The organism is Sanguibacter sp. HDW7, assembly GCF_011300875.1.
Lineage (GTDB): Bacteria > Actinomycetota > Actinomycetes > Actinomycetales > Cellulomonadaceae > Flavimobilis.
In genome coordinates, this window is sequence record NZ_CP049862.1 from 1039131 (window position 1) to 1063532 (window position 24402).

At 72.3% G+C, this 24402-nt stretch carries 26 protein-coding genes and 1 other RNA gene; 17 read left to right on the forward strand and 10 right to left on the reverse strand.

The genetic code is table 11. The annotated features are described in order from the left end of the window. The first annotated feature begins 249 nt into the window (after window positions 1–249). The 7 genes from G7063_RS04805 to G7063_RS04835 all read left to right on the forward strand — a co-directional run bounded on the left by G7063_RS04805 (window position 250) and on the right by G7063_RS04835 (window position 6359). Window positions 250–702: an ImmA/IrrE family metallo-endopeptidase gene (locus G7063_RS04805; RefSeq protein WP_166413382.1), complete on the forward strand. Its 453-nt coding sequence runs from the start codon at window positions 250–252 to the stop codon at window positions 700–702. Beyond that, complete coding sequence (locus tag G7063_RS04810) at window positions 699–2162, forward strand: recombinase family protein (protein WP_166413383.1); 1464 nt, start codon at window positions 699–701, stop codon at window positions 2160–2162. Before G7063_RS04805 ends, G7063_RS04810 begins: the two co-directional genes overlap by 4 nt. A gap of 84 nt (window positions 2163–2246) precedes the next feature. Continuing rightward, a complete protein-coding gene (locus G7063_RS04815; RefSeq protein ID WP_166413384.1) occupies window positions 2247–2702 on the forward strand; it encodes a TadE/TadG family type IV pilus assembly protein in 456 nt (151 codons plus the stop codon). Beyond that, window positions 2702–3133 (forward strand): pilus assembly protein, encoded by a 432-nt coding sequence (locus G7063_RS04820; protein WP_166413385.1) that lies wholly within the window; start codon window positions 2702–2704, stop codon window positions 3131–3133. The genes G7063_RS04815 and G7063_RS04820 overlap by 1 nt, the downstream gene beginning before the upstream one ends. 158 nt (window positions 3134–3291) lie before the next feature. After that, window positions 3292–3714, forward strand: coding sequence for a hypothetical protein (locus G7063_RS04825; protein WP_166413386.1), 423 nt, complete (start codon window positions 3292–3294; stop codon window positions 3712–3714). A 263-nt stretch (window positions 3715–3977) separates the two neighbouring features. Then, on the forward strand, window positions 3978–5198 hold the full coding sequence (locus tag G7063_RS04830) for a DUF1524 domain-containing protein (RefSeq protein ID WP_240916193.1): 1221 nt from the start codon (window positions 3978–3980) through the stop codon (window positions 5196–5198). A 9-nt stretch (window positions 5199–5207) separates the two neighbouring features. After that, entirely contained in the window at window positions 5208–6359 is a 1152-nt protein-coding gene (locus G7063_RS04835) for an HAD-IA family hydrolase (protein ID WP_240916194.1), read from the forward strand. Between the two features lie 22 nt (window positions 6360–6381). Here the strand turns inward: G7063_RS04835 and G7063_RS04840 are convergent, their stop codons facing one another. From G7063_RS04840 to G7063_RS04850, 3 genes are all read right to left on the reverse strand, one after another. After that, a complete protein-coding gene (locus G7063_RS04840) occupies window positions 6382–6822 on the reverse strand; it encodes a hypothetical protein (protein WP_166413387.1) in 441 nt (146 codons plus the stop codon). 213 nt (window positions 6823–7035) lie between these two features. Then, a complete protein-coding gene (locus G7063_RS04845; RefSeq protein ID WP_166413388.1) occupies window positions 7036–7851 on the reverse strand; it encodes an aldo/keto reductase in 816 nt (271 codons plus the stop codon). 41 nt (window positions 7852–7892) lie between these two features. Then, complete coding sequence (locus G7063_RS04850; protein WP_166413389.1) at window positions 7893–10172, reverse strand: LLM class flavin-dependent oxidoreductase; 2280 nt, start codon at window positions 10170–10172, stop codon at window positions 7893–7895. 162 nt (window positions 10173–10334) lie between these two features. On the opposite strand from G7063_RS04850, the gene prfB reads away from it, so the two are divergent. From prfB to ssrA, 6 genes are all read left to right on the forward strand, one after another. Beyond that, window positions 10335–11456, forward strand: a complete 1122-nt coding sequence (gene prfB / locus G7063_RS04855) for a peptide chain release factor 2 (RefSeq protein WP_166413390.1) — start codon at window positions 10335–10337, stop codon at window positions 11454–11456. Between the two features lie 217 nt (window positions 11457–11673). Further along, the gene (gene ftsE, locus G7063_RS04860) at window positions 11674–12363 is read left to right on the forward strand and encodes a cell division ATP-binding protein FtsE (protein ID WP_166413391.1); all 690 of its coding nucleotides are present in this window, start codon (window positions 11674–11676) and stop codon (window positions 12361–12363) included. Between the two features lie 12 nt (window positions 12364–12375). Beyond that, window positions 12376–13290, forward strand: a complete 915-nt coding sequence (gene ftsX, locus G7063_RS04865; protein ID WP_166413392.1) for a permease-like cell division protein FtsX — start codon at window positions 12376–12378, stop codon at window positions 13288–13290. Window positions 13291–13292: 2 nt separating this feature from the next. After that, window positions 13293–14681 carry a M23 family metallopeptidase gene (locus G7063_RS04870; protein WP_166413393.1) on the forward strand — a complete coding sequence of 463 codons (1389 nt, stop codon included), beginning with the start codon at window positions 13293–13295 and terminating at the stop codon, window positions 14679–14681. A 154-nt stretch (window positions 14682–14835) separates the two neighbouring features. After that, complete coding sequence (smpB, locus tag G7063_RS04875; RefSeq protein WP_166413394.1) at window positions 14836–15363, forward strand: SsrA-binding protein SmpB; 528 nt, start codon at window positions 14836–14838, stop codon at window positions 15361–15363. Between the two features lie 118 nt (window positions 15364–15481). Beyond that, window positions 15482–15850, forward strand: a transfer-messenger RNA (tmRNA) gene (gene ssrA / locus G7063_RS04880). A 563-nt stretch (window positions 15851–16413) separates the two neighbouring features. Here ssrA and G7063_RS15235 read toward each other — a convergent pair. Both G7063_RS15235 and G7063_RS04890 read right to left on the reverse strand, forming a co-directional pair. After that, complete coding sequence (locus tag G7063_RS15235) at window positions 16414–16848, reverse strand: hypothetical protein (RefSeq protein WP_240916195.1); 435 nt, start codon at window positions 16846–16848, stop codon at window positions 16414–16416. 8 nt (window positions 16849–16856) lie between these two features. Next, complete coding sequence (locus G7063_RS04890; RefSeq protein ID WP_166413395.1) at window positions 16857–17807, reverse strand: SPFH domain-containing protein; 951 nt, start codon at window positions 17805–17807, stop codon at window positions 16857–16859. A gap of 145 nt (window positions 17808–17952) precedes the next feature. Here G7063_RS04890 and G7063_RS04895 point away from each other — a divergent pair, with 145 nt between their 5' ends. Beyond that, window positions 17953–18336 carry a DUF1304 domain-containing protein gene (locus G7063_RS04895; protein WP_166413396.1) on the forward strand — a complete coding sequence of 128 codons (384 nt, stop codon included), beginning with the start codon at window positions 17953–17955 and terminating at the stop codon, window positions 18334–18336. Between the two features lie 13 nt (window positions 18337–18349). Here the strand turns inward: G7063_RS04895 and G7063_RS04900 are convergent, their stop codons facing one another. Next, the gene (locus G7063_RS04900) at window positions 18350–18607 is read right to left on the reverse strand and encodes a metal-sensitive transcriptional regulator (protein ID WP_166413397.1); all 258 of its coding nucleotides are present in this window, start codon (window positions 18605–18607) and stop codon (window positions 18350–18352) included. Between the two features lie 110 nt (window positions 18608–18717). Here G7063_RS04900 and G7063_RS04905 point away from each other — a divergent pair, with 110 nt between their 5' ends. The 3 genes from G7063_RS04905 (at window position 18718) to G7063_RS04915 (ending at window position 21295) form a co-directional block, all read left to right on the forward strand. Then, entirely contained in the window at window positions 18718–18897 is a 180-nt protein-coding gene (locus G7063_RS04905) for a hypothetical protein (RefSeq protein WP_166413398.1), read from the forward strand. Between the two features lie 14 nt (window positions 18898–18911). Continuing rightward, entirely contained in the window at window positions 18912–20567 is a 1656-nt protein-coding gene (locus G7063_RS04910) for an FAD-dependent oxidoreductase (protein ID WP_166413399.1), read from the forward strand. A gap of 299 nt (window positions 20568–20866) precedes the next feature. After that, window positions 20867–21295 (forward strand): VOC family protein, encoded by a 429-nt coding sequence (locus G7063_RS04915; protein ID WP_166413400.1) that lies wholly within the window; start codon window positions 20867–20869, stop codon window positions 21293–21295. A gap of 191 nt (window positions 21296–21486) precedes the next feature. Here G7063_RS04915 and G7063_RS04920 read toward each other — a convergent pair whose 3' ends face one another. The 4 genes from G7063_RS04920 to G7063_RS04935 are packed head-to-tail and all read right to left on the reverse strand — an operon-like array spanning window position 21487 to window position 24321. Continuing rightward, complete coding sequence (locus G7063_RS04920) at window positions 21487–22515, reverse strand: DNA-3-methyladenine glycosylase 2 family protein (RefSeq protein WP_206188211.1); 1029 nt, start codon at window positions 22513–22515, stop codon at window positions 21487–21489. Beyond that, window positions 22506–23201 carry a DNA-3-methyladenine glycosylase I gene (locus G7063_RS04925; protein ID WP_166413401.1) on the reverse strand — a complete coding sequence of 232 codons (696 nt, stop codon included), beginning with the start codon at window positions 23199–23201 and terminating at the stop codon, window positions 22506–22508. Before G7063_RS04925 ends, G7063_RS04920 begins: the two co-directional genes overlap by 10 nt. Then, on the reverse strand, window positions 23198–23806 hold the full coding sequence (locus G7063_RS04930; RefSeq protein WP_166413402.1) for a methylated-DNA--[protein]-cysteine S-methyltransferase: 609 nt from the start codon (window positions 23804–23806) through the stop codon (window positions 23198–23200). Before G7063_RS04930 ends, G7063_RS04925 begins: the two co-directional genes overlap by 4 nt. Next, entirely contained in the window at window positions 23803–24321 is a 519-nt protein-coding gene (locus tag G7063_RS04935) for an RNA polymerase sigma factor (protein ID WP_166413403.1), read from the reverse strand. The genes G7063_RS04930 and G7063_RS04935 overlap by 4 nt, the downstream gene beginning before the upstream one ends. Window positions 24322–24402: the final 81 nt, after the last annotated feature.

Below are 24402 nucleotides of genomic sequence, written 5' to 3' on the forward strand. Positions count from 1 at the left end.
GTACGTGCGCCCGCGTGACGCGTGCAACTAGAGAGAACCTGTCACCTGTCACAGCGCCCAACTGAGAAGACGCGTCACACCTGTCACACCTGCAGAAATGCATCCGCGACGCGTCACGATCAGGGCGTGACACGTGACAGGTGCGATCCGTCACCGACCGTCCGCGCCACCCGCGCAGGCTCGTCGAGTCGGACCGCGTGACGGATGCGTGACAGGTGCGTGACGCATCCGTCACGCGTTGTCACACCCATGAGGCATGCTCGACCCATCACCACCGCACCGACAGGGAAGAGAGGGTCAGGGCCCTTGGACGATCTGCTCGACCACGCGCGACACCTCGGAGTCAACGTCGCCTCCAGGCCGCTCGGCCGACGCCGAGGCGAGTACCGCCACGCACACCGACTCATCGTCCTCAACAGCCGGATGAGCACGGTGCTCCAGCGGTCCACGCTCGCCCACGAGCTCGGACACGCGCACTACGCCGACGTCGCCGTCGACGACCCGCGCACCCACGACATGCAGGAGCGCCGCGCCAACCGCTACGCCGCCCGCCTGCTCATCACCCCGCACGCGTACTCGGCCGCCGAGGCCCTCGTCGGCCCGCACCCCGGCGCGCTCGCGCGCGAGCTCGGCGTCGCCCGCTACATCATCGACGCCTGGACACCGCCCACGACGCCGTCGCTCCTGCGGGTGATCGCATGATCCGACCCCGCCCGCGCGCGCTCACGGACACCCCGCCGCGCGCCGTCCTCTACCTGCGCCAGTCCATCGCGCGCGAGGAGTCCATCAGCCTCGAGCTCCAGGAGCACGCCGGCCGCGAGTACTGCGAGCAGCGCGGCTACGACGTCGTCGCGGTCGAGGCCGACGCAGGAATCTCCGGGCGCACGTGGGCGCGCCCGGCGGTGCAGCGCGTCATGTCGATGATCGAGGAGTCGCGCGCCGAGGTCATCGTCCTGTGGAAGTGGTCCAGGCTCTCGCGGTCGCGGCGGGACTGGGCGGTCGCCGCCGACCGCGCCGAGGTCGCCGGCGGACGCATCGAGTCCGCGACCGAACCGATCGACGTCACCACCTCGGCGGGCCGCTTCGCGCGCGGCGTCATGACCGAGCTCGCCGCCTTCGAGTCCGAGCGCATCGGCGACGTCTGGCGCGAGGTCCACGCCCGCCGCGTCTCCACCGGCCGCCCCGCCAACGGCCGCCCCCGCTTCGGATACACCTACGACCCCGCCGGCAAGGTCCACCGGCCCGACCCAGTGACGGGGCCCGTGCTCGCCGACCTGTACCAGCGGTACGTCGGCGGGGAGTCGGTGTACTCCCTCGTGCGCTGGCTCAACGCGTCCGGGTACGAGACGGTGCCGGGGTACACGCCGCCCGGGTCGACGGGCGCCTGGTCGGAACGCACGCTGCGCCGCGTCCTCGACCGCGGCTTCGGCGCCGGATACTTCACGGTCGGCGACGAGCTGCGTCGCGGCATCCACGAGCCGATCATCGACGAGGCGACGTGGGAGGCGTACCAGGTCTCCCGGCAGGAGCGGCGCGTGGAACGGTCCGGGGAGCGATCGCAGTACCTGCTGTCCGGGCTCGTGCGCTGCGCGTGCGGGGCACGGATGACGGCGGGCCTGCACGGACACGCGCGGGCGGCGAAGATGCGCTGCAAGAAGAACGCCGACGGCGTGCACGCGGGCGGGTACGTGATGATGCACTTCCTCGAGGCGCACGTCCTGGACTGGCTGCGCGACGTCGCCGCCGAGGTTGACGACGCGACGAGCGCCGCGAGCGAGGACGTCGCGCACGCGCAGCGGTCGCGCGACCAGGCGCGGTTCCTCGAGCGGGAGATCACCGCGGCACGCGAGGAGCTGCTGCGGGCCACGCGCGCGCACCTGTCGGGGGTGATCCCGGAGGACGCGTACCTCGTGGTGCGGGGCGAGCTCGAGGAGAAGGTCGCGGGCCTGTCGGGGCGGCTGCTGGCGGCGCAGGTCGCTGGGCGGAGGGCCCCGGCCCCGCAGGTGGCGGCGTCGCTGCTCGCGGACTGGGAGACGCTGTCGGTGGAGTTGCGGCGCGGGGCGCTCAAGCAGCTGATCGCGTACGTGCTCGTGAAGCCTGGGCGGCCGCGTGCGGAGATCAGTGTGGTGCCGGTGTGGGAGGGCGAACGCTCGCACGAGTGACGATCATGTCGGCAGGAGTCGTGCTCGCGGTGTGGGCGGCGGCGGAGACAGTGCTTCCTCAGGTGTTCCGCGAGGCCGTCACGAGTGTCCGCCGCTGAGGCGACGGGCACCGACGCCACAGGTGCCGACGACGCTGCCCGCGACACCACACGTGCCGCCTGTGGATACGCCGACGACGCGGGTTCCGCCGTCGCGGAGTTCGTCATCGCCGGGGCCTTCGTCGTGCTCCTGCTGCTCTCGGTCGTCCAGCTCGCGCTCGCGCTGCACGTCCGGACGATCGCGATCGACGCAGCCTCGGAGGGCGCGCGGCTCGGGGCGCGCTCGGGCATGACGCTCGACGACGCGAGCCAGCGCGCGAAGGAGCTCTTGACCACGAACCTCTCGGTCTCGTATGCGCAGGACGTCGTCGCGAGCACGATCGTCCGGGACGGTGTGACGCTCGTCGAGGTGCGTGTCTCCGCGCCCCTGCCGATCGTCGCGCTGATCGGCCCGACGGGGACGCTCCAGGTTCAGGGGCACGCCCTGCAGGAGCCATCGTGATGCCCCCGGTCAGCGGAGACGAGGGCGGCGCGGCCGTCGAGCTCGTCGCGGCCGTCGTCCTGCTCCTGCTTCCGGTCATCTATCTCGTCGTCGCGATCTCGGACGTCCAGGCGGCCGCCTTCGCGACCGAGGGGGCGGCCCGCGACGTCGTGCGTGCGTACGTCATCGCGGACGACGACCGCACGGCGGCGGGCCGGGCCGACGCGGTCGCGGCGCTCGCTCTCGACGACCACGGGCTCTCGCCGCAGGTCGCGACGGTCGACGTCACGTGCTCGGCGACGCCGTGCCTCACCCCGGGCACCCAGATCGCGGTCCGGGTCGCGGCCGAGGTCGTCCTGCCGGGCTCTGACGTGCTCGGGCTCGACGGGCTGACATTCACTGTCGCGGCGGACCACCGTGGTGTCGTCGAGACCCTTCGGGAAGAGCCGTGACAGGGTTGCGTCCCGTGGTCGAAGACGGCGGGCGGGTCCGGTCCCGTCCCGGCCGCTCGGGAACAGGTGGTTCCGTCCCGCACGCTGCCGGAACGGCGCTGTGCTCGCGGCACCGACGACCGTCGTGGCTTCCGGGCGCCGGGGACGACAGCGGTCAGGTGCTCGTCCTCGTCATCGGGGCCGCTGTCCTCGCGATCGCGATCGCGGTGACGCTCGCTGCGGTGTCGGGACTGCTGCTCGAGCGCAAGCGGCTCGTGTCCGTCGCCGACAACGCCGCAGCGTTCGCCGCGGCAGACGTCGGGGCTGACGACGTCTACGTAGCGATCCACGAGCCGGGGGCCGAGGGGCCGGTCGTCACGGAGCTGGGCGCCAGGGAGTCGGTCGACGAGTACCTCGGCGCGCGGTGGGACGGTGAGGGTGCGATGGAGGTCGTCGATGTGACGACGGACGGGACGAGCGTCACCGTCATCCTGCGCACGACCGCGCATCCCTGGCTCGTCGGGACGTTCGCGGATGTGCTCGGCGGTGAGGGTGTCATCGTCACGGGGACCGGCCGCGCGCGGCAGACGGGCCTACCCTGACACCGCGCCGTGATGTCGCGCCGCGACGTCGTGCTCTGGCATCGCGCCGTGGCACCGCGGTCCGACGCCGCGACCCGGCGTTGCGACCTGTCGTCGCGACCCGGCGTTGCGACCTGTCGTCGCGACCCGGCAGCGCAACCTGCCGTCGCAACCTGGCGCCGCGACCCGTCGTCGCGACCCGACGTCGGGCTCTGGTGGGCCAGCGCGGCGCGCTGGGACCTCGGCCCACAGGAGGCTCGCCGCCGCTCGGGTAGCCTCCCAGCATGGGGAGCAGGGATGAGGGTGGCCGCGGACGCCTGCGTGCGGCGCGACTCTCCGCCGCAGGGCTGAGCCTCGTGCTGCTCGGAGGTTGCGCGGCGCTCGAGGTGCCGCCGGAGGACCTGCCAGCCTCGGGCACCGCCACCACGCCGACGTCGGGCGGGTCGACGTCTGACGGCGAGGCGGGCGGGCGCGTGCCGGACGACGTCGCGACGAGCCTCAGCACGGGCGCGGGCGGCGCGGACATGGACCCTGGAGGCACGGTCCCCGGCGGCTCCGCGACACCCGACGCCGAAGGCTCGGGCGGTGCCGCTCCCGACGATGCGACGCCCGACGCCGAGAGCCCCGACGGGTCGGTCGGCACCGACGTCCCTATGGACGAGCCCAGCGACGACCCCACGACCGGCGGCACCTCGACGACGACGGCGGCCGCCGCGCTCGGCGAGCTCAAGGTCAAGGGCCGCGCTCCGAAGACCGGCTACGACCGCGACGCGTTCCGCTACCGTGCGGTCGATCTCGACCGCAACGGCTGCGACACCCGCAACGACATCCTGCGGCGCGACCTCACGGACGTCACGCTCAAGCCCGGCACCCACGGCTGCGTCGTCGAGTCCGGCGTGCTCGCCGACCCGTACTCTGCGCTCCGCATCGACTTCACGCGCGGCACAGCGACGTCGAACGACGTGCAGATCGACCACGTCGTCGCGCTCTCGGACGCGTGGCAGAAGGGCGCGCAGCGCTGGTCCCAGGACACGCTCGCGCAGTTCGGCAACGACCCGCTCAACCTCCTTGCCGTCGACGGTCCCCTCAACCAGCTGAAGAGCGACGGCGACGCCGCGACGTGGCTGCCGCCAAGCAAGCAGTTCCGCTGCCAGTACGTCGCCCGCCAGATCGCGGTCAAGCACGCGTACGGCCTATGGGTGACGGCCGCGGAGAAGGCTGCGATGGAGCGCGTCCTCGGGTCGTGCGCGAACGAGCCGCTGCCGACGGACGACTCCGTCGTCCGCGTCGTCGTCCTCGGCGACAAGCCGACCGAGAAGCCTGCCGACAAGCCCGCTGGCAAGCCCACGCAGAAGCCGTCCGCGAAGGACGACCTTGATCCCGACTACGGGACGTGCAAGGAGGCCATCCGCCACGGCGCCGGCCCGTACTACCGTGACCGCGACCCCGAGTACTACTTCTACCGCGACGGTGACGGCGACGGGATCACCTGCGAACGACCGTAGGCTCGACCCATGACCGACACCGCCGTCCGTGCCACGGCCGTCCTGTGCGACATGGACGGCACCCTCGTCGACTCGACCGCTGCCGTCGTGCGCGCATGGACGGAGTTCAGCGCCGAGCACGACCTCGACATCGCTGCCGTGCTCGAGTTCTGCCACGGTCGCCTCACGCACGCGACCGTCGACCACTTCCTCCCCGACGTGCCGCAGGCCGAGCGCACGCGCTTCGCTGATGAGATCCTCGCGGGGGAGTCCGATCGGCACGATGGCGTCGTCGAGGTGCCAGGAGCGGCCGTGTTCATGGCGCGCCTCGCCGAGCTCGGCGTCCCGGTCGCGCTCGTGACGAGCGCTCCGCGCGACCTCGCGCACGCGCGCATGGGCGTGAGCGGGGTCGAGGTCCCCGTCTTCACCGTGACGTCGGACGACGTCACGCACGGCAAGCCGCACCCCCAGCCGTACCTGCGGGGCGCCGAGCTGCTCGGCGTGCCGATCGAGCAGTGCCTCGTCCTCGAGGACGCCGACGCCGGCATCGTCGCGGGGCTCACGGCGGGCGCGCGCGTGCTCGTCGTCGGCACGCACGAGTCGCCGACGACCGAGGGCCTGCCCCGCGCGGTCGACCTCACCGACGTCACGGTGGAGCGCGACGGCGACGAGATCGTCGTCGAGGTCGCGATGGCGGGCCTCGAGGCGGCGGTCGTCCGGGCGCGTGGCAACGACGCAGACGGCGCGTCGGAGCCCGACGCGCAGGCGGCACGTGAAGAGGTGCAGACCGGCGGGATGCCGACCGGCACCTGGGTGTCCGCCCCGCTGAGCGGCGGGACGATGCAGCTGCCGGACCCGACGCACCCCGCAGCAGAGGCCACGGGCGGCCGCCCAGTCGTCCGCCTCATGAACGAGTACGGCACGCCGTGGCCCCTGTGGGGCGCCGAGGGACCGATGCCTCAGAGCAAGCCGCGCCTCCACCCGGGCCTCGAGGCGCGCGTCCGCGCGTGGGCACGAGACTTCGCGACGCACTTCGACCCCGACGCAGGCTGGGACGACCCCGTCCGTGCACAGCGTCACGCCGCGACGGCGGTCACGCTGCGCGACGAGATCGCGACCGCCGTCGGCCCGGACACGGACGTGGTTCTCGAGCTGTGGGAGTGCCCAGCGACGGGGGTCTAGGCCCGACGACGAGCAGCGCGACCTACCCGCAGCTGTCGCACACCCCGGTCGCGGGCAGGGTCATGAAGCACGTCGGGCAGATGGGCGCCTCGCGCTCGGGGACCACCGGCTTGCGCGGCGCGGCGGCCGCGCGCGGCGCCGCGGCCTTGCGGGGAGCGGCCGCTCGGCCGGCGCGCGGAGCGCTCTCCGGCTCGGTCACGTCGAAGCCGCGCTTGCGGAGGATCGCGGCGGCGCCGACCTTCCCGCCGCTGAACTCCTCGGAGGTGGCAGCGCGTCCGGTCGCGTAGCGGTGCGCCACGCCGAGGATCGCCTTGGAGTCGTACGTCTTGCCGTCGTAGGTGAGCGTGTAGTCCCGGGACGGTCCGAACCCGTAGACGCCGAGGAAGTTCTCGGCACCACGATCGTCGTACTCGGCGATCGCCTGGAGGATGTGCTGTCGGGTCACGGAGGAGAAGGTCGCCACACCACGAGCCTAGACGCCCGCGTCGGGCCGACCCGACCGCGGCGGAGCGAGGTGCACGAGACGATCGTCACGCGAGCGGACCGCCGCGCCGCCGACCTGCACGCATGCGGCCCGCCGCACTGGAGGCCCGCACTGGCGGCCCGCAGTCGAGCGGCCCGAAGCCGAGCGACCCGCCACGCGTGCGCGTGACGGGCCGCCGGGCGTGCAGGAACGTCAGGCCGTCGGGTCCGCGAGGCCGTCGAGGTACGCCATGTCCTCGGCCGAGATCTCGAAGTCGACGTCGGCGTTCTCGACCATGCGCGAGGGCGTCGTCGTCTTGGGCAGCGCGACGACCCCCTTCTGAAGGACGTACCGGATCGAGAGCTGTGCGACCGTGCGGCCGTAGCGCTCGGCGACGGCCGCGAGCTCGCTGCTGCCGAGCAGGGCGCCCGTCGCGAGCGGCGAGTAGGCCTCGACGACGATCCCGCGCTCGGCGCAGAACGCCGAGGTCTCCGCCTGCGCGTGCCCGGGGAAGTACCGGATCTGGTTGGCGTGCGGGACGACGGTCGCGGTCTCGAGGAGCGCCGTGAGGTGCTGGACCTCGAAGTTCGAGACGCCGATCGAGCGGAGCTCGCCGCGCGCGTACGCCTCCTCCATGGCCCGCCACACCTCGGCGTTGCCCGCCGTGTGGTCGGTGCCGATCGCGTCCCACGGCCACGGAGCGTGGATGAGCAGCAGGTCGATCCGGCCGAGCTTGTCGAGCGAGAGGCGGATGCTCTCGACCGCCTCGTCGTACGTCTTGAGCTGCGCGGGGATCTTCGTCGTGACGAAGACGTCCTCGCTTGCGAGGCCGGAGTCGGCGATGGCGCGGGCGACGGACGCCTCGTTGCCGTAGGCGCGCGCCGTGTCGATGTGGCGGTAGCCGACGCGCAGGGCCTCGGCGACGGCGTCATACGTCTCGGTGCCGTCGGGGATCTGCCACGTGCCGAAGCCGAGCGTGGGGATCGCGACGCCGTTGGTGAACGTCGTCGTCGTGGTGAACGTGCTCATAGGGGTCTCCTCGTCGAGAGCAGGTGATGGGTGGGAGTGTCTCAGGCCTTCGTCACGTCGAAGTTCGCGTTGAAGACGTCCTCGGGGTCGATCTCGGCCTTGAGGGCCTTGAGCCGGTCAAGGGTTGCCGTCGGGAACGCCTCACGCACGCGGGCGGGGGACTCGTCGGTCTCGAAGCTCGAGTAGAGCCCGACGAAGTGCGTGCGCAGCGGCGCCCACACGCGGTCGAGGCGTCGGCCGTCGACGCCCATCGCCGAGACGGCGAACGACGCCGAACGGTGCGCGTACGCGGTGGCCTCCGGGGCGACGTCGGACGCCGCGCCGCCCGTCGCGCGGATCTGGAAGAAGAAGACCTCGCCCGACTCGAGCATCTCGGCCGCGGCCGCCGCGAACTCGGGCGTCATGCGCTCGAGCAGGCCCGAGCGGCCGTGCGGCTCGCCGTCGGAGACGTGGCCCTCCTCGGGGGCGTTCGACAGCACCTGCGTGTACGTCGTGAGGCGCACGTCCTGGCCGTAGAGCGGCGAGATCGCCGCGATCGGCTGGAGCCGCTCGACGATCGTGTCGGCGTCGGACGCGTCGACCATCGTCATCGTCTGCACGACGCGCGGCTGACCCGGGCGCGGACGACCCATGAGGAGGAAGCTCGTCGTGTCGCGCGGCGCGTCCTGCACGTACGCGCCCCACCGCGTGAGGTAGTCGGCGGTGTCCTCGGCGTCCTGCGTGAGGACGCCCCAGCCGACCTCCCCGACCTCGGGCGCCTCGAGGAGGAACGAGGTGACGATGCCGAGGTTGGCGCCGGCGCCGCGCACGCCCCAGAAGAGCTCGGTGTTCTGCTCGTCGTTCGCGACGACGACGGAGCCGTCGGCGAGCACCATCTCGACCTCGCGCACGTGGTCGATCGTCAGGCCGTGCTCACGGCCGAGGAAGCCGATGCCGCCCGCGGTCGCGAGACCGCCGACGCCCACGCCGCCGAAGTCGCCCGAGCTGATCGCCCAGCCGCGCGGCCCGATCTCGCGTGCGACGTCCATCCAGCGGGCGCCCGGCTGGACGCGGACGAGCCGCGACTCCTCGTCGACGACCTCGACCTTCCGCATCTTGCCGAGGTCGAGGACGATGCCGCCCGCGTTCGTCGAACGACCCGAGATCCCGTGTCCGCCCGAGCGGACGCCGAGCGGCAGGTGCGGCTGACGACGCGCGAACGCGAGGGCCTCGACGACCTCGGACGTCGAGCCCGGGCGCAGGACGATGCCCGGCGAGCCGCCGCGCATGTAGCCGCCGCGGGCGCGGACGTAGTCGCGGTCGCCCGGCTCGACGGCGTGCTCGACGAGCGAGAGGGGGACGCCGTCGTAGTCGACGCCCTCGTGGCGCAGGTCCAGAGCCTTGCGCGGGCGAACACGCACGCCCGCCCAGCCGCCCTCGACCTCGGCGTCGATCGCGTCGCGGAGCGCCGGCACGACCTCCTGCGCGAACTGCTGCAGCTGCGCAGGGTCGTCGCTGGCGAGGATGAGGGTGCTCGCGCCGTGCTCGACGACGAGCGGCAGCAGGTCTTCGACCCATGATTCGGAGGGGCCCGAGAGGAAGCCTGTGCGGACGGGGGAGAAGCGGCCGTTGAGATTGATCATGCGGCGGATCTCGCGCGGGTCGCGGCCCGCGGCCTCGGCAGCGGCGTCGATGACCGCGTTGCCGTCGGCGAACGCCGTGAGACCGTTGCCGCCGTCCATCTGCGCGAGGTAGCCCTGCGACGGCACCCAGCCGTCGGCCTTGCGTCCGATGAGTCGCAGCATGCGCGGCTTGAGCGCGCCGAGGACGATGGGGATCTCCCGCGACGGGGCGGGGCCGCGCTTGGCGCCGTCGACACGGTGGAACTCACCGGCGACGCGCAGCGGCGAGCGCTCGTGCTCGTCCCAGATGCCGCGGATGATGTCGATGGCCTCCTCGAGGGCCGTGACGCCCTGGCCAGGCGTGAGGCGCTCGGCGCCCATCGCGACCATCGCGTCCCAGAAAGCGCCCGCGCCGAGGCCGAGGTCGACGCGGCCGCCCGAGAGCAGGTCGAGGCTCGCGGCGGAGCGCGCGAGGACTGCCGGCTGACGCAGCGGCACGTTGTGCACGTTGCCCATGACGCGGATCTTCTCGGTCTGCGCGGCGACGTACGACATGAGCGTCCACGCGTCGAGGAACGACGGCTGGTACGGGTGGTCCTGGTACGTCGCCAGGTCGAAGCCGAGGTCCTCGGCGAGCTTCGCGATCGCGACGGGGTTCTGGGCCGGGCGCGCCACCGGGGTGACGAACACCCCCGTCTCGAGCCGGTGTCCGTAGTGCACGTCGCGTCCTTCCGTCGCCGTCGCGGCCGTGCGCCGCGTCCCTCTCTCCCAATGCTCCTCCCGTCACGGGCATTCCCGCGGCGGGACCGACGTGACACCTGGCACGTCTGCGGGGGATCGGGCGCGCGGCGGGCGGGCGCACGTCGCGTACCCTTGGGGATCGTGGCCACCATCGATTTTTCTGCTGAGATCAGCGCGCTGAGGACGACCCTCGAGACGATCGCCGCCGTGAGCGACCCGGCAGCGCTCCGCGTGAAGATCGCGGACCTCACGGAGCAGGCGGCTGCCCCCGACCTCTGGGACGACCCGGTGGCCGCGCAGAAGGTCACGCAGGCCCTCTCGCAGGCGCAGTCCGAGCTCGACCGCGTCGCCGGCATGGGCTCGCGCATCGACGACCTCGAGGTCCTCGTCGAGATGGCCGAGGAGGGCGACGACGCCGAGACCCTCGCCGAGGCCGAGGCCGAGCTTGCCGCGATCCGCAAGGACATCGACCAGCTCGAGATCCGCACGCTCCTCGCGGGCGAGTACGACGAGCGCGAGGCGGTCATCACGATCCGCGCGGGCGCCGGCGGTGTCGACGCCGCGGACTTCGCCGAGATGCTCCTGCGCATGTACCTGCGCTGGGCCGAGCGCCACGGCTACGCGACGGCCGTCCTCGACACGTCCTACGCGGAGGAGGCGGGCCTGAAGTCCGCGACCTTCGAGGTCAAGGCCCCCTACGCGTTCGGCCATCTCTCCGTCGAGGCCGGCACGCACCGCCTCGTGCGCATCTCACCGTTCGACAACCAGGGCCGCCGCCAGACGTCGTTCGCGGCCGTCGAGGTCGTGCCGCTCATCGAGCAGACCGACTCGGTCGAGATCCCCGAGTCCGAGATCAAGGTCGACGTCTTCCGCTCGTCGGGCCCCGGTGGTCAGTCCGTCAACACGACGGACTCCGCCGTCCGCATGACGCACATCCCGACCGGCATCGTCGTCTCGATGCAGAACGAGAAGTCCCAGATCCAGAACCGCGCCGCGGCTCTCCGCGTCCTGCAGTCCCGTCTCCTCCTCGAGCGCCAGGCCGAGGAGAAGGCGAAGAAGAAGGAGCTCGCGGGAGACATCAAGGCGTCCTGGGGCGACCAGATGCGCTCGTACGTCCTGCAGCCGTACCAGATGGTCAAGGACCTCCGCACCAACCACGAGGTCGGCAACACCGCCGCAGTCTTCGACGGCGACATCGACGACTTCATGTCGGCCGGCATCCGCTGGCGCCGCAACCTCCAGCTCGAGGCCGAGCAGGGCTGACGCCCCGCACGCCCGCCACGGCCGCGTTCCCGCGCACGGGAACGCGGCCGTCGCGCTCCCTGGAGACTGAAAGGTCCCTGGACGCCGCGCGCGGCGTGTCCCGCGCGGTTCGACGTCGGCGCGTGCCTAGTCTCGAGAAGGCCTCGCTGCCGCACGACCCCGTCGTGCCCGGGCGCGGCCGACCGCCACACCCGACCGAACGGAACGTGCCACCCCCGTGATCAGACTCGACAACGTCAGCAAGGTCTACGCGCGCGGCGCGAGGCCCGCGCTCGACTCGGTGTCCCTCGAGATCGAGCGCGGCGAGTTCGTGTTCGTCGTCGGAGCCTCCGGCTCCGGCAAGTCGACGTTCCTCCGGCTCGTCCTGCGCGAGGAACGGCCCACGTCCGGTGTCGTCACCGTCGCCGGCAAGGACCTCTCGACGCTCTCGAGCTGGAAGGTCCCCGCGCTGCGTCGACAGATCGGCGCCGTCTTCCAGGACTTCCGCCTCCTGCCCAACAAGACGGTGTTCGAGAACGTCGCCTTCGCGCTCCAGGTCATCGGCAAGCCCAAGCACCACATCATGACCGTCGTGCCCGACGTCCTCGAGATGGTCGGCCTCGACGGCAAGGAGAAGCGGCGCCCGCACGAGCTCTCCGGCGGTGAGCAGCAGCGCGTCGCGATCGCCCGCGCGTTCGTCAACCGGCCGCCGATCCTCCTGTGCGACGAGCCCACCGGCAACCTCGACCCGACGACCTCCCTGGGGATCATGCGCCTGCTCGACCGCATCAACCGCACCGGCACGACCGTCGTCATGGCGACGCACGACGACGAGATCGTCGACCAGATGCGCAAGCGCGTCCTCGAGCTCGCCACGGGCGAGCTCGTGCGCGACCAGCGCCGCGGCGTCTACGGCTCGCAGCGCTGAGAGGGGACAGACGTGCGACTCCAGTTCATCCTGTCCGAGATCGGCATCGGCCTGCGCCGGAACCTCTCGATGACCGTGGCCGTCATCCTCGTGACGTTCATCTCCCTCACCTTCGTCGGTGCCGCCGGCCTCCTGCAGATCCAGGTGAGCAAGCTCAAGGACGACTGGTACGGCAAGGTCGAGGTCTCGGTCTTCCTGTGCCCGACCGGCTCCCCGAAGGTCCAGTGCGCCGACGGTGAGGCGACACCCGAGCAGATCGACGCGATCCGCGGCCTGCTCGCCTCGCCCGAGCTCGCCTCCGAGGTCCAGGAGGTGTTCTTCGAGTCCAAGGAGGAGGCCTTCAAGGCCTTCCAGGAGTACTTCAAGGACCAGGACTGGGCGCAGGCCATCGGCGTCGAGCACATGCAGGCGTCGTTCCGCGTCAAGCTCAATGACCCCGAGCGCTACGAGGTCGTCTCCGACGTCCTCCAGGGACGTCCCGGCGTCGAGTCCGTCGAGGACCAGCGCAAGATCTTCGACGAGCTGTTCCTCGTCCTCAACCGTGCGTCGATCATGACCGTCGGGCTCGCCGTGCTCATGCTCGTCGCCGCGACGCTCCTCATCACCGTGACGATCCGGCTCTCCGCGCTCTCACGCTCCCGCGAGACCGGCATCATGCGGCTCGTCGGCGCCTCGAACCTCTTCATCCAGCTGCCGTTCATGCTCGAGGGCGCGATCGCGGCGGGACTCGGCGCGCTGCTCGCCGGCGGTGGCCTGTGGCTCGGCGTGAAGTACATCATCACCGACTGGCTCGCCGGACAGATCCAATGGGTGCCGCTCGTCGGGCTGCCCGACGTCCTGCTCGTCGCCCCGCTCCTGCTCGCCGTCGCCGTCGTCCTCGCGCTCGTCGCGTCGGTCGTCACCCTCCGCCGGTACATGAAGGTGTGAACATGCTGCGCCGAATCCTCGCCGTCCTCCTGTCCGCCGCCCTCGTCGGCGTCGTCGCGACGCCCGCCGGCGCCGACACGCTCTCCGACCTCGAGAAGCGGCAGGCGGCGGCGGAGAAGCGCAAGGCCGACTCCGACGAGAAGATCGAGTCGCTCGAGCACGACCTCGAGGACACCGACGACGCGATGGCCGCCGCCTACGTGCGCCTCACGAAGGTCCGCGGACAGCTCGACGTCGCCAAGGCGGCGCTCGACGTCGCCGAGGCCGAGCTCACCGCCGCCGAGGGCACCGCGAAGAAGCTCGCCGACCGGCTCGCTGACGCGAAGCGCGAGGAAGCAGCGATCATCGACCTGCTCGACGAGCAGGCTGAGCTCAACGCCACGACGCGCTCCTCGATCGCCGAGCTCGCACGCCGTGCCTACCGCGGCGAGGGCACGCCCGACTCGATGAGCCTCGTCGTCGGAGCCGAGTCCGCGAGCGACTTCGTCAACCGCTACGCGCTGTCGCAGGCCGCGCTCCGCGTCCAGACGAACACCCTCACGGACCTCCAGGAGTCCGAGGCCACGACGAAGAACTCCCAGGTGCGTCTCGCCGCCGTGCGCGACACGATCGCCGACCTCAAGACGGAGGCCGACGCGGCCGTCGTCGTCGCCGAGACCGCTCGCACGACCGCCGTCAGCAAGCGCAACGCCGTCGCGGACCTCCTGGCCAAGGAGAAGGCCGACCTCGCGATCATCGAGAAGCGCAAGCAGGCGCAGCTCGACGCGAAGGCCGCGGCCGAGCAGGCGTCGTCCGACCTCGCGAGCGACATCCAGGACATCATCGGCCTCACCAAGAAGGAGAAGGACCGCATCCGCAAGGCCGAGGCGGCGGCGCGGAAGAAGGCCGAGGAGGAAGCGAAGAAGAAGGCCGAGCAGGACAAGGAGAACGGGAAGCCGAGCACCCCGAGCAACCCGAGCAACCCGTCGTCCGACCCGAAGCCGCCGGCCGGCAAGGGATTCCTCTCCTACCCGACGAAGGTCCCGTACATCACGTCGAACTATGGCTACCGGCTCCATCCGGTCCTCGGCTACGTGCGTCTCCACGCCGGCACCGACTTCCGCGCCTACTGCGGCACCCCCATCTACGCCGCTGCCGGCGGCACCGTCGTGTGGGCGCAGAGCCGCGGCGGGTTCGGCAACCAGGTGCTCGTCAACCATGGCGAGGTCGGCGGGAAGAACCTCATGTCGAGCTACAACCACTTCTCGCGCTTCGCTGTCTCGACCGGTCAGAAGGTCTCCAAGGGTCAGCTCGTCGGCTACTCCGGGAACACCGGCACGAGCACGGCGTGCCACCTGCACTTCGAGGTCTACGTCGACGGGCAGACCGTCGACCCGATGTCGATGCTCTGACGCGCGCGGGTGCGGCCCCGCGCGGTGACGGGGAGCGGCGCGGGAGCGTAATGCGTTCGTCCGCGTGCGCGTCCCACCGGTATCGTGAGGGGGTCCCCGTCACCCACGGGGCACGCGTGCGCCGGGAGGCGCACGACGACGGAGAGGAGGGGTGATGGCCAAGGGCAAGGTGTTCCAGATCCCCGACGGCTCCAAGCAGAAGCGGCCCGACGCAGGCCGTGTGCCCGTCAAGCAGCTCGTCGCGAGCAACAAGAAGGCGCGCCACGACTACACGATCGAGGACGTCTACGAGGCCGGCCTCGTCCTCACGGGCACCGAGGTCAAGGCGCTGCGTGCCGGCCGCGCGTCGCTCGTCGACGCGTTCATCCACGTCGACCGTGGCGAGGCGTGGCTCGAGCACGCGCACATCTCGGAGTACGCGCAGGGCACGTGGACCAACCACGCGCCGCGACGCAAGCGCAAGCTGCTGCTCCACAAGAACGAGATCGTCCGCCTGCAGAACGACGTCCAGGCGAAGGGCATGTCGATCGTGCCCCTGCAGATCTACTTCCTCGACGGCCGCGCCAAGGTCGAGATCGCGCTCGCGCGCGGCAAGAAGGAGTACGACAAGCGCCAGACGCTCCGTGAGCGTCAGGACAACCTCGAGGCGCACCGCGCGATGCGGCGCCGCGACCACGACTGACGGTCGTGGCCGGTCGAAATACCGTGGGGCTCCGCGGTGTTCATCGACTACAGTGGGACTCGTTCGTCAGGCTCGCCCCTCGGGGTGGCGCCCGCGGGCGTTGCTTGACAACTTCACAGGGGGTGATCGGTTTCGACGGTGGTCGTGCTTCGAGAAGAAGCGGGCCGAGGATGCAGACTTATCTCGTAAACGATGTCTGCAAACCTATAGGTGCCGATTCCAAGCGCACCGACTTCGCCCTCGCCGCCTGAGCGAGCCTCGAAGTCCGTCAGTCCGGGCTAGCTTCCGTCCCGGGTCCTGGCGTCATCCAGGAAGCCACTGCTCGCGTCGTTCGTCGCTGACGACGCGGGGACTCTTAGGCGACTGGGCCTGTCAGCTGAGCGTCTGCTCGAGGGCTGGGGCCGAGAAAATCCACTAGCAGACTGCGCCCGGAGAAGATCTGGATACGCGTCACCGGACCGGGGTTCGATTCCCCGCACCTCCACCCTTGTGAACGAAGGGCCCCTCGCCGACGGCGAGGGGCCCTTCGTCGTGCTGTTGCTGAGTCGAGCTGTCGGGCACTTGAGCCGTCGTGCTGTCGTACCCGACCCCTTCCGCGACTGATGCTGTTGTGCTGTCGTACCGGGACCCCTCTCGCGACTGATGGCCGGCTTCCCCTCGCCCGAAGAGGGCGGGGCGCCAATCGTCGGGAGGTGAAGTGGCTCGATAGCCCATCCGTGCGCGCGACGCGCATGGATCGGCTATCGAACGAAGGAGCTCGAGGGACGAGGTTCGTCGATAGCAGATCGTTGCACGTGAGGCGTACGGATCGCCTATCGAGCGAGGCTGGCGGTCGGGGGAGGTGGACGGATCGGCTATCGAGCGAGCGCGGTGGTCGAACGCGGCGCGTCGATAGCAGGCTCGTCGGCGGTAGGCGCACGGATCGGCTATCGGACCACTAGGTGCGATGGGTCGTGCGCGTCGATCGGCGTGTCGGACCCTTGTGGTGCATCGATCGGCTACCGGGCCGCGAGGTGGGGGCCACGGGGTGAGGGACCGCGGAGCTGGGGATCACTGTGATGGGGGACGGCCTCGGCGGGGGATCGGGGCCGCGTCGCGCGGGGCTCGGCCCGCGCGCTTGAGCGCCTCGCGGAGGATGACCTCGATCTGCGCGTTGACCGAGCGGAGGTCGTCGTCGGCCCAGCGTGCGACGGCGTCGTGCACCGCGGGATCCAGGCGCAGCAGAACCTGCTTGCGCACCGCACGAGGCTTGGGTGCGGTGGTGTCGGGCGCTGCGGCACCCGACGCGTTCGCACCCGACGCGTTCGCACCCGACGCGTTCGCACCCGACGTGTTTGCAGCCGACGCGTCTGCACCCGACGCGTGCGCGCCTGGCGCGTCCACGCCCGACGCGCCCAGGTCTGACGGTCCTGGGCGCGGCGTCGCCGCAGTGCCCGGGGCGCTGGGGGCGTCCGGGTCCTGCGGCGGCGTCGGGGTGCTGGGCATGGGCGTCGTCAGTGGAGCGTGCCCGTGTTGACGATGGGCGTCGCGCGAGAGTCGCCGCAGAGGACGACGAGGAGGTTGGAGACCATCGCCGCACGACGCTCGTCGTCGAGCGTGACGACGGCGTCCCTCTCGAGGCGCTCGAGCGCGGTCTCGACCATGCCGACGGCGCCCTCGACGATCTTCTCGCGGGCCGCGATGATGGCGCCCGCCTGCTGGCGCTGGAGCATCGCCTGGGCGATCTCGGGCGCGTAGGCGAGGTGGGAGATGCGGGCCTCGACGATCTCGACCCCGGCGAGGGCGACACGCTCGGCGACCTCGTGCGCGAGCTCGGCGGAGACCTGGTCGGTCGAGCCGCGCAGCGTGGCCTCGCCCGCGTCGGCGTTGTCGTAGGGGTGCGACGTGGCGACGTGGCGGAGCGCCGCCTCGGCCTGGACCTCGACGAAGTCGACGAAGTCCTCGACCGCGAAGGTCGCGCGTGCGGTGTCGGCAACCTGCCAGACGACGATCGCCCCGATGTTCACGGGGTTGCCGTCGGCGTCGTTGACCTTGAGCTCGCTCGTCTCGAAGTTGCGCACGCGCACCGAGACGGTCTTGCGGGTCGAGAGCAGCGGCGTGAAGACGAGGCCTGTGCGACGGACGGTGCCGATGTAGCGGCCGAAGAACTGCACGACCTTCGTCTGCCCGGGGTTGACGATCGCGAGCGCGCTGAAGACGAGGACCGAGAAGACCGTGAGGAGCGAGCCGAGCACCGCGAAGAGGGCGATGAGGCCCGTGGCCTCGACGAACTCGATCGCGACGAACGACCCGACGGCGAGGACGAGCAGGAGGATGGCCGTCCCGAGGGCCGCCCAGCCGTTGGTCATGGTGACGGTGCGCTCGTCGATGTCGACGCGGACGCCGTCGTGGCCGACAGGGACGGTGCTGGGGGTGCCGCCGACGGACTCGTCGGTGTCGTTCATGGTGGTGCCCTTCTCTTGTGGGTGAACCGCTAGCAAAGTGATATCACTTTTTGGGTCACGCGCGCCAGGGGGCGTCTATCGTGAGGTGCCGGGCCGGTCGTCGGTCGTGGCGAGGGCCGCAGTGGCCCGTGGAGAAGGAGGCTCGATGCTCGTCGTCGGACTCGTGCTCGCAGTGCTCGCGGCGCTGCTGCACGTCTACATCTTCTGGCTCGAGTCCTTCGCGTGGACGACGTCGGCCCGCAGGGTCTTCGGGACGAGCGTCGAGGAGGCGGCGGCGACGCGCGAGCTCGCGTACAACCAGGGCTTCTACAACCTCTTCCTCGCGCTCGTGGCGCTCGTCGGCGTCGTCGTCGTCGCGGCGGGGGAGCGTGCTGTCGGCACGGCTCTCGTCCTCGCCGGCGTCGGTCCGATGCTCGCGGCGGCACTCGTCCTCGGCCTGTCCGGACCGGGGCGACGCGCCGCGGCGCTCGCGCAGGGCTCCCTGCCCGGTCTCGCGGTCGTCGCGATCGTGGTCGCGCTGATCGTCTGAGGGGCGGCGGCCCTCAGGCGAGGGAGAGGAAGAGCTTCTCGAGGCGCTCGGTGCCCTCGGTGCCGTCGTCTGCGACGAGGCACTCGCGCATGCCGCCCGCGATGATCGCGAAGCCGGCGCGGTCGATCGCCTTGGCGGCGGCGGCGACCTGGACCATGACGTCCTCGCAGTCGCGACCTTCCTCGAGCATGCGGATGATGCCGCCGAGCTGGCCCTGCGCGCGCTTGAGGCGGCGGACGGCGGACTGGGTGGTCTCCTCGGGAAGCTGCATGCGACGAGCATACCCCCCGGGGTGTTTTGCGGATACCCCCGGGGGTGTGTATCGTCGTCGTGTCGGATGCCCGTGGGGGTATCCACCCCACGAACTCGAGGAGCCTCACCATGTGCCGTCCCGTCGCCTGCGAGACCTGCGGAAAGACCACCTGGGCCGGCTGCGGCCAGCACGTCGACAGCGTCAAGGCCTCGGTCCCCGCCGGCCAGTGGTGCACGTGCGACCGCAACGCAGCCACCGCCGCACCCGCCGGTGAGGGCAACTTCTTCTCGCGGCTCTTCGGCCGCTGAGCAGGGAGGCCGCGATGACCGAGAACCGTCGTCCCCGCACCGTCATCGTCGGCGGCGTCGCCGGGGGCATGTCCGCAGCGACGCGCCTGCGCCGCCTCGACGAGCAGCGCGAGATCGTCGTCCTCGAGCGTGGCGAGCACGTCTCGTTCGCGAACTGCGGCCTGCCCTACCACGTCGGCGGCGTCATCGAGGAGCGCTCAGCGCTCCTCCTCCAGACGCCCGAGAGCCTCCGCGCGCGCTTCGACCTCGACGTCCGCACCGGCCACGAGGTCGTGAGCATCGACCGCGCCGCCCGCACCGTCTCCGTCCGCACCGCCCTCGGCACCGAGGACATCGCGTACGACGAGCTCGTGCTCGCGACCGGAGCCGCCCCCGTGCGCCCCGGCCTGCCGGGAGCCGAGCGCGCCCACGTCCTGCGTGACGTCGCCGACGTCGACCGCATCGTCGCCGCACTCGCGGCCGGCGACGCGCCACGGACCGCCGCAATCGTCGGCGCCGGCTTCATCGGCCTCGAGCTCGCCGAGAACCTCGAGCACCGCGGCCTCGACGTCACGCTCGTCGAGCTCGCCGACCAGGTGCTGCCGCCGCTCGACGCGGAGATGGCACGCCTCGTGCAGGACCGCCTCGAGGCCCACGGCGTCACCGTCCGCACCGGCTCGGCCGCGACCGCGGTCGAGGGTGACGATCTCGTCCTCGCCGACGGCTCCCGCATCCCTGCCGCCCTGCTCGTCATGGCCGTCGGCGTCACCCCCGAGTCGTGCCTCGCCCGCGAGGCCGGCCTCGAGACCGGCGCCCGCGGCGCCGTCCTCGTCGACGACGCCCAGCGCACGAGCGACCCGCACGTCTACGCCGTCGGGGACGTCGCCCTCAAGCGCGACGCGATCGACGACGCCGACACGTTCGTCCCGCTCGCTCAGACGGCCAACCGCCACGGCAGGCTCGTCGCCGACGCGATCGTCGGTCGCGAGGTTACGGCCCTGCCCGTCCTCGGCACCGCGATCGTCGGCGTCTTCGGCCTCACCGCCGCAAGCACCGGCTGGTCCGAGAAGCGCGCCCGCGCCGCCGGCCGCGACGTGCGCGTCGTCCACACGCACCCCGCCGACCACGCCGGCTACTACCCGGGCGCGAGCCCGATGGCGCTCAAGCTCGTCGTCGACCCCGCGACCGACGCGATCCTCGGCGCGCAGGGCGTCGGCGAGGCCGGCGTCGACAAGCGCATCGACGTCATCGCGACCGCGATGCGCGGCAGCCTCACCGCCTCCGACCTCGCCGATCTCGAGCTCGCGTACGCGCCGCAGTTCGGCTCCGCCAAGGACCCCGTCAACATGCTCGGCATGGTCGCGGAGAACCTCGCGACCGGCACGACACGCTCGCTGCAGTGGCACGAGCTCGACGACGCCCTCGCGGGCGGCGCCGTCCTCGTCGACGTCCGCACCGCGGAGGAGCACGCGGCCGGGTCCATCCCGGGCGCGCTCAACATCCCCGTCGACGACCTCCGCGCCCGCCACGGCGAGCTCGCCGGCCGCGCGATCGTCGTCCACTGCGCCGTCGGGCAGCGCGGGCACACCGCCGCGCGACTGCTCACGCAGCTCGGGCACCCGGCCGTCAACCTCGACGGCGGCTACCGCACCTGGTCCACTGCCTCGCGGACCGTCGCCGCGGCGGTCTGACCGACCCGCCCGACCGCACCTCCCCAGACCGACCGCGCCGTTCCCCTGCGGCGCCGGTCACGCACAGCGCGCTTCCCCTGGCGCGCGGTGCCCAGGAGCCTCGCTGCCACGGCAGCGAGGCTCCTGGCATGTCGTCGCCCATCCGGGGCGCGGGGCCGCGGCCATAGACGGTCGCGGGGCCGCACCGTGGCCCTGCCCAGGGCCGCAACGTCACCCGGCCGTGGGTGCTGACGGGGTGGCACGCCCGCGCGCATGAGCGCAGGCTAGGACGGTACGTCGACGACGACCGGAGGCCCACGATGACCCTCACGCTCAACCCCTACCTCTCGTTCCGCGGCACGGCCCGCGAGGCGCTCGAGCACTACGTCCGCGTCTTCGGCGGGACGCTCACCCTCATGCCCTTCGGCGAGATGCCCGGGCACGCCTCTCCCGAGGAGGCCGAGTGGATCATGCACGGCCAGATCGACGGGATCGCGGGCGGGCTCACACTCATGGCGTCGGACACCCCGACGTCGATGGACCTCACCGTCGGCTCCGACGTGACGACCGCACTCACGGGCGACGACGAGGAGACCCTGCGCTCCTGGTGGGACGGCCTCGCCGACGGCGGGACCGTGACGCTGCCGCTCGAGCAGGCGCCCTGGGGCGACTGGTACGGGCAGGTGACCGACAGGTTCGGCGCACGATGGATGGTCAACATCACCGGGTCCGGGCAGATGTCGGACTGAACCGGCGACTGGCGCCCCCGGGGCTGCACGGCACGAGACCGCGGCCCCGGGGTGCATCCTCGGCACCGTCGCGTCGGCCCGGGACGTCAGCCGGGCCGGTGCCGTTGGGTGCGGAGAGTCGAACTCCGGTCCGGCGGTGACCGGCGAGCTCGCCCGTGTCGGGAAGGACAGGGGACGACGCCCGCTGTCCTTCACGCGTAGACCGCTGCCGCCCACAGGTGCCAGAGCGCGGTCGAGCGGTAGGGGGTCCAGGCTTCTGCCCGACGCTCGACGGCTCGGGTGTCCGGCAGGTCGAGCGTGCGCCGCAGGACGAGGTCGCCCGCGCACACGACGTCGTCCGCGCCGAGGCGCAGCGCGAGGACGTCCGCGGTCCACGGCCCGACGCCCGGCAGCGCGAGCAGCTCCTCCCGACCCGCGGCGCGGAGGTCGAGGCCTCCGGCGACAGCGAGCGCGAGCCCCGCGAGCGTCCGCGCCCGCGCGCCCGTGACGCCGAGGGCGGCCCGGAGCTCGTCGACAGGGACGGAGGCGAGCGTGCCCGCGTCGGGGAATGCGCGAAGCCCGGCTGGTCCCGGTGAACCGAACGCGTCGACGAGCCGCCCCGCGAACGTGCGCGCCGCCGCGAGCGACACCTGCTGGCCGAGCACGGCCGTCACCGCGGCCTCGAACGGCTCCGGGTGGCCGAGAGGGCGCAGCCCGGGACGAGCAGCGACGAGTGGTGCGAGCAGCGGGTCGGCGGCGAGGCGCGCCTCGGCAGGACGCGTGTCGTCGTCGAGCCGGAACCAGCGCGTCACCGTTGCGGCGAGGCCCGGCCCCGGGTCGCCCGGCGTGCGGACCTCGACGGTGCTCGCGCGGAGCGTCATCGCGACGACTCGGGGTGCAGCCGCAGCTGCAGCCGCGGCCGCAGCTGCAAGCGCAGGCGCAAGCGCAGGCGCAGGCGCTGCGGCTCGCGACGTGACAGGTGCCTGCGCGTCCGACGGGACCGCGCAGCCTTCCCCGGGCAGCAGCCGGACGTGCGTCGCCGTCGCGAGGTCTGTCGTCGTCGAGCCGGGGACGTCGTGCGCCGCGAGCGAGCGCAGCGTGACGAGCGGCTGCCACGGCCCGCGCACGGGCAGGACGAGGGCTGGGGGAGCGGTGAGCCAGGCGTCCTCGAGACCGCCCGAGACCCCGGTTGGCGCCCCGGCCGCCGCCCCGGCCGCCTCCGCGGCCCCGCTCAGGCCCACACCCCCGAGGTCCCGCGCCGGTGCGAGCCGACGAGGTGCGTGTCGACGACGCCGACGGCCTCCATGAGCGCGAAGACCGTCGTCGGGCCGACGAACGTGAAGCCACGCTTCTTGAGGTCCTTCGCGAGCGCGCGCGACTCGGGCGAGGTCGACGGGACCTCCGCGAACGATCGCGGTGCCGGCGTCGCGTCGGGACGGTAGGACCACACGAGCTCCGCGAGGCCGCCGTCGGCGCGCAGCTCGAGCGTCGCGCGCGCGTTCTGCACGGTCGCGAGGACCTTGGCGCGGTTGCGGATGATGCGGGCGTCGTCGAGCAGCCGGGCTGTGTCGGCGTCGTCGAAGCGGGCGACTGCTTCGGGGTCGAAGCCCGCGAACACCTCGCGGAACGCCGGGCGCTTGCGCAGGACGGTCGCCCACGAGAGGCCCGACTGGAAGGCCTCGAGGCTCAGCCGCTCGAACAGCCCGTGCTCGTCGCGCACGGGCATGCCCCACTCGGTGTCGTAGTAGTCGCGCAGCAGCGCGTCGGCCGCGGCCCAGCGAGGCCGGGCGAGGCCGTCGTCGCCGACGACGAGGTCGGGGCGCGCGGGGGCGTCGGCCGTGGCGGCATCGTCGGCAGCGGCAGCGGCAGCGGCATCGGCGGCGGGGGTGGGCGCGCCCGCACCCGGGGTCGTCGGAAGCGGGCTCATGCGACCGCCCCCTCGAGCCGCAGCAGCGTCGTCTTCGCGTCGAGACCGCCGAGGTACCCGCCGAGCGAGCCGTCCGAGCGCAGCACGCGGTGGCAGGGCACGACGACGGGGATCGGGTTGGTCGCGCACGCGGAGCCGACGGCCCGCACGGCCTTGGGGTTGTCGAGCGCCGCGGCGACCTCGGCGTACGACTCGGTGCGACCGAAGGGCACATCGGTGAGGTGTGTGAGGACCGCGAGCCGGAAGCCCGCCGAGAGGCGACGGTCGAGCGTGACGTCGAAGCGTTCGCGACGGCCTTCGAAGTACTCGTCGAGCTCGCGGGCGACCGCGTCGAGCCGCGTGGGAGCGCGCAGGACGCGCGGGGAGACGCGGCGGGCGAGGTCGTCGAGCACCGCGTCGTGGTCCTCGGCGGTGAACGCGACACGGACGAGGCCGACGGGTGTCGCGGCGAGCAGGAGGTCGCCGACGGGGCTCGCGACGGTGCGGACGGCGACGTCGAGGAGGTCGTCGGCCGCGGCGCTCGCGGCGAGCGCGTCCGTGAGTGCGCCGAGGCGTGCGGACGAGGGGCCCTCGGCGAGGGCCGGGGGGAGAGCGGTCGTGGTCATGCGATCTCCTCGGAGCCGTAGGTGCGGCGGAGCGTGGCGAGGCCGTCGGCGGCGGCGCGGCGCACCGCGTCCGGGGTGCCGCCGACGAGCGTGGCGACCTCGACGAAGGTGAGGCCGCCGAGGTGGTGGTAGGCGAGGGCGAGGCGCTGGCGCTCGGGGAGCGCTGCGACGCGCGTCCAGACCTCGGTGTCGGCCGCGCGGGCGGCCGGGTCGGGGGCGGTGCGGGCGGGTGTGGGCGGTGCGAGGTCGCTCGGGTCGGTCCCGGCGGGCACGGTGCGGTGCTCGCGGCGGACCACGTCGACAGCGCGGCGGTGGGCGACCGTGACGAGCCAGGCCTCGAGGTTGGTCGTCGGCGGGAGCGTCGGGTAGGCGCGCAGCGCGGCGAGGAAGGTCTCGGACCAGGCGTCGTCGGCCGCGTGCGGGCCGACGACGGCGCGGCACACGCGCCAGACGGTGGCGCCGTGGCGTTCGACCAGCTCGGAGAAGGGCGGCAGGGCCGCGTCGGCGGTGTTCATCACGACGTAGTCGCGCGGGGCGCCTGGAACGTGAGGTCGCGGATGTCGATGAGGTGCGGGTCGGCTCTCACGCGTCCTCCT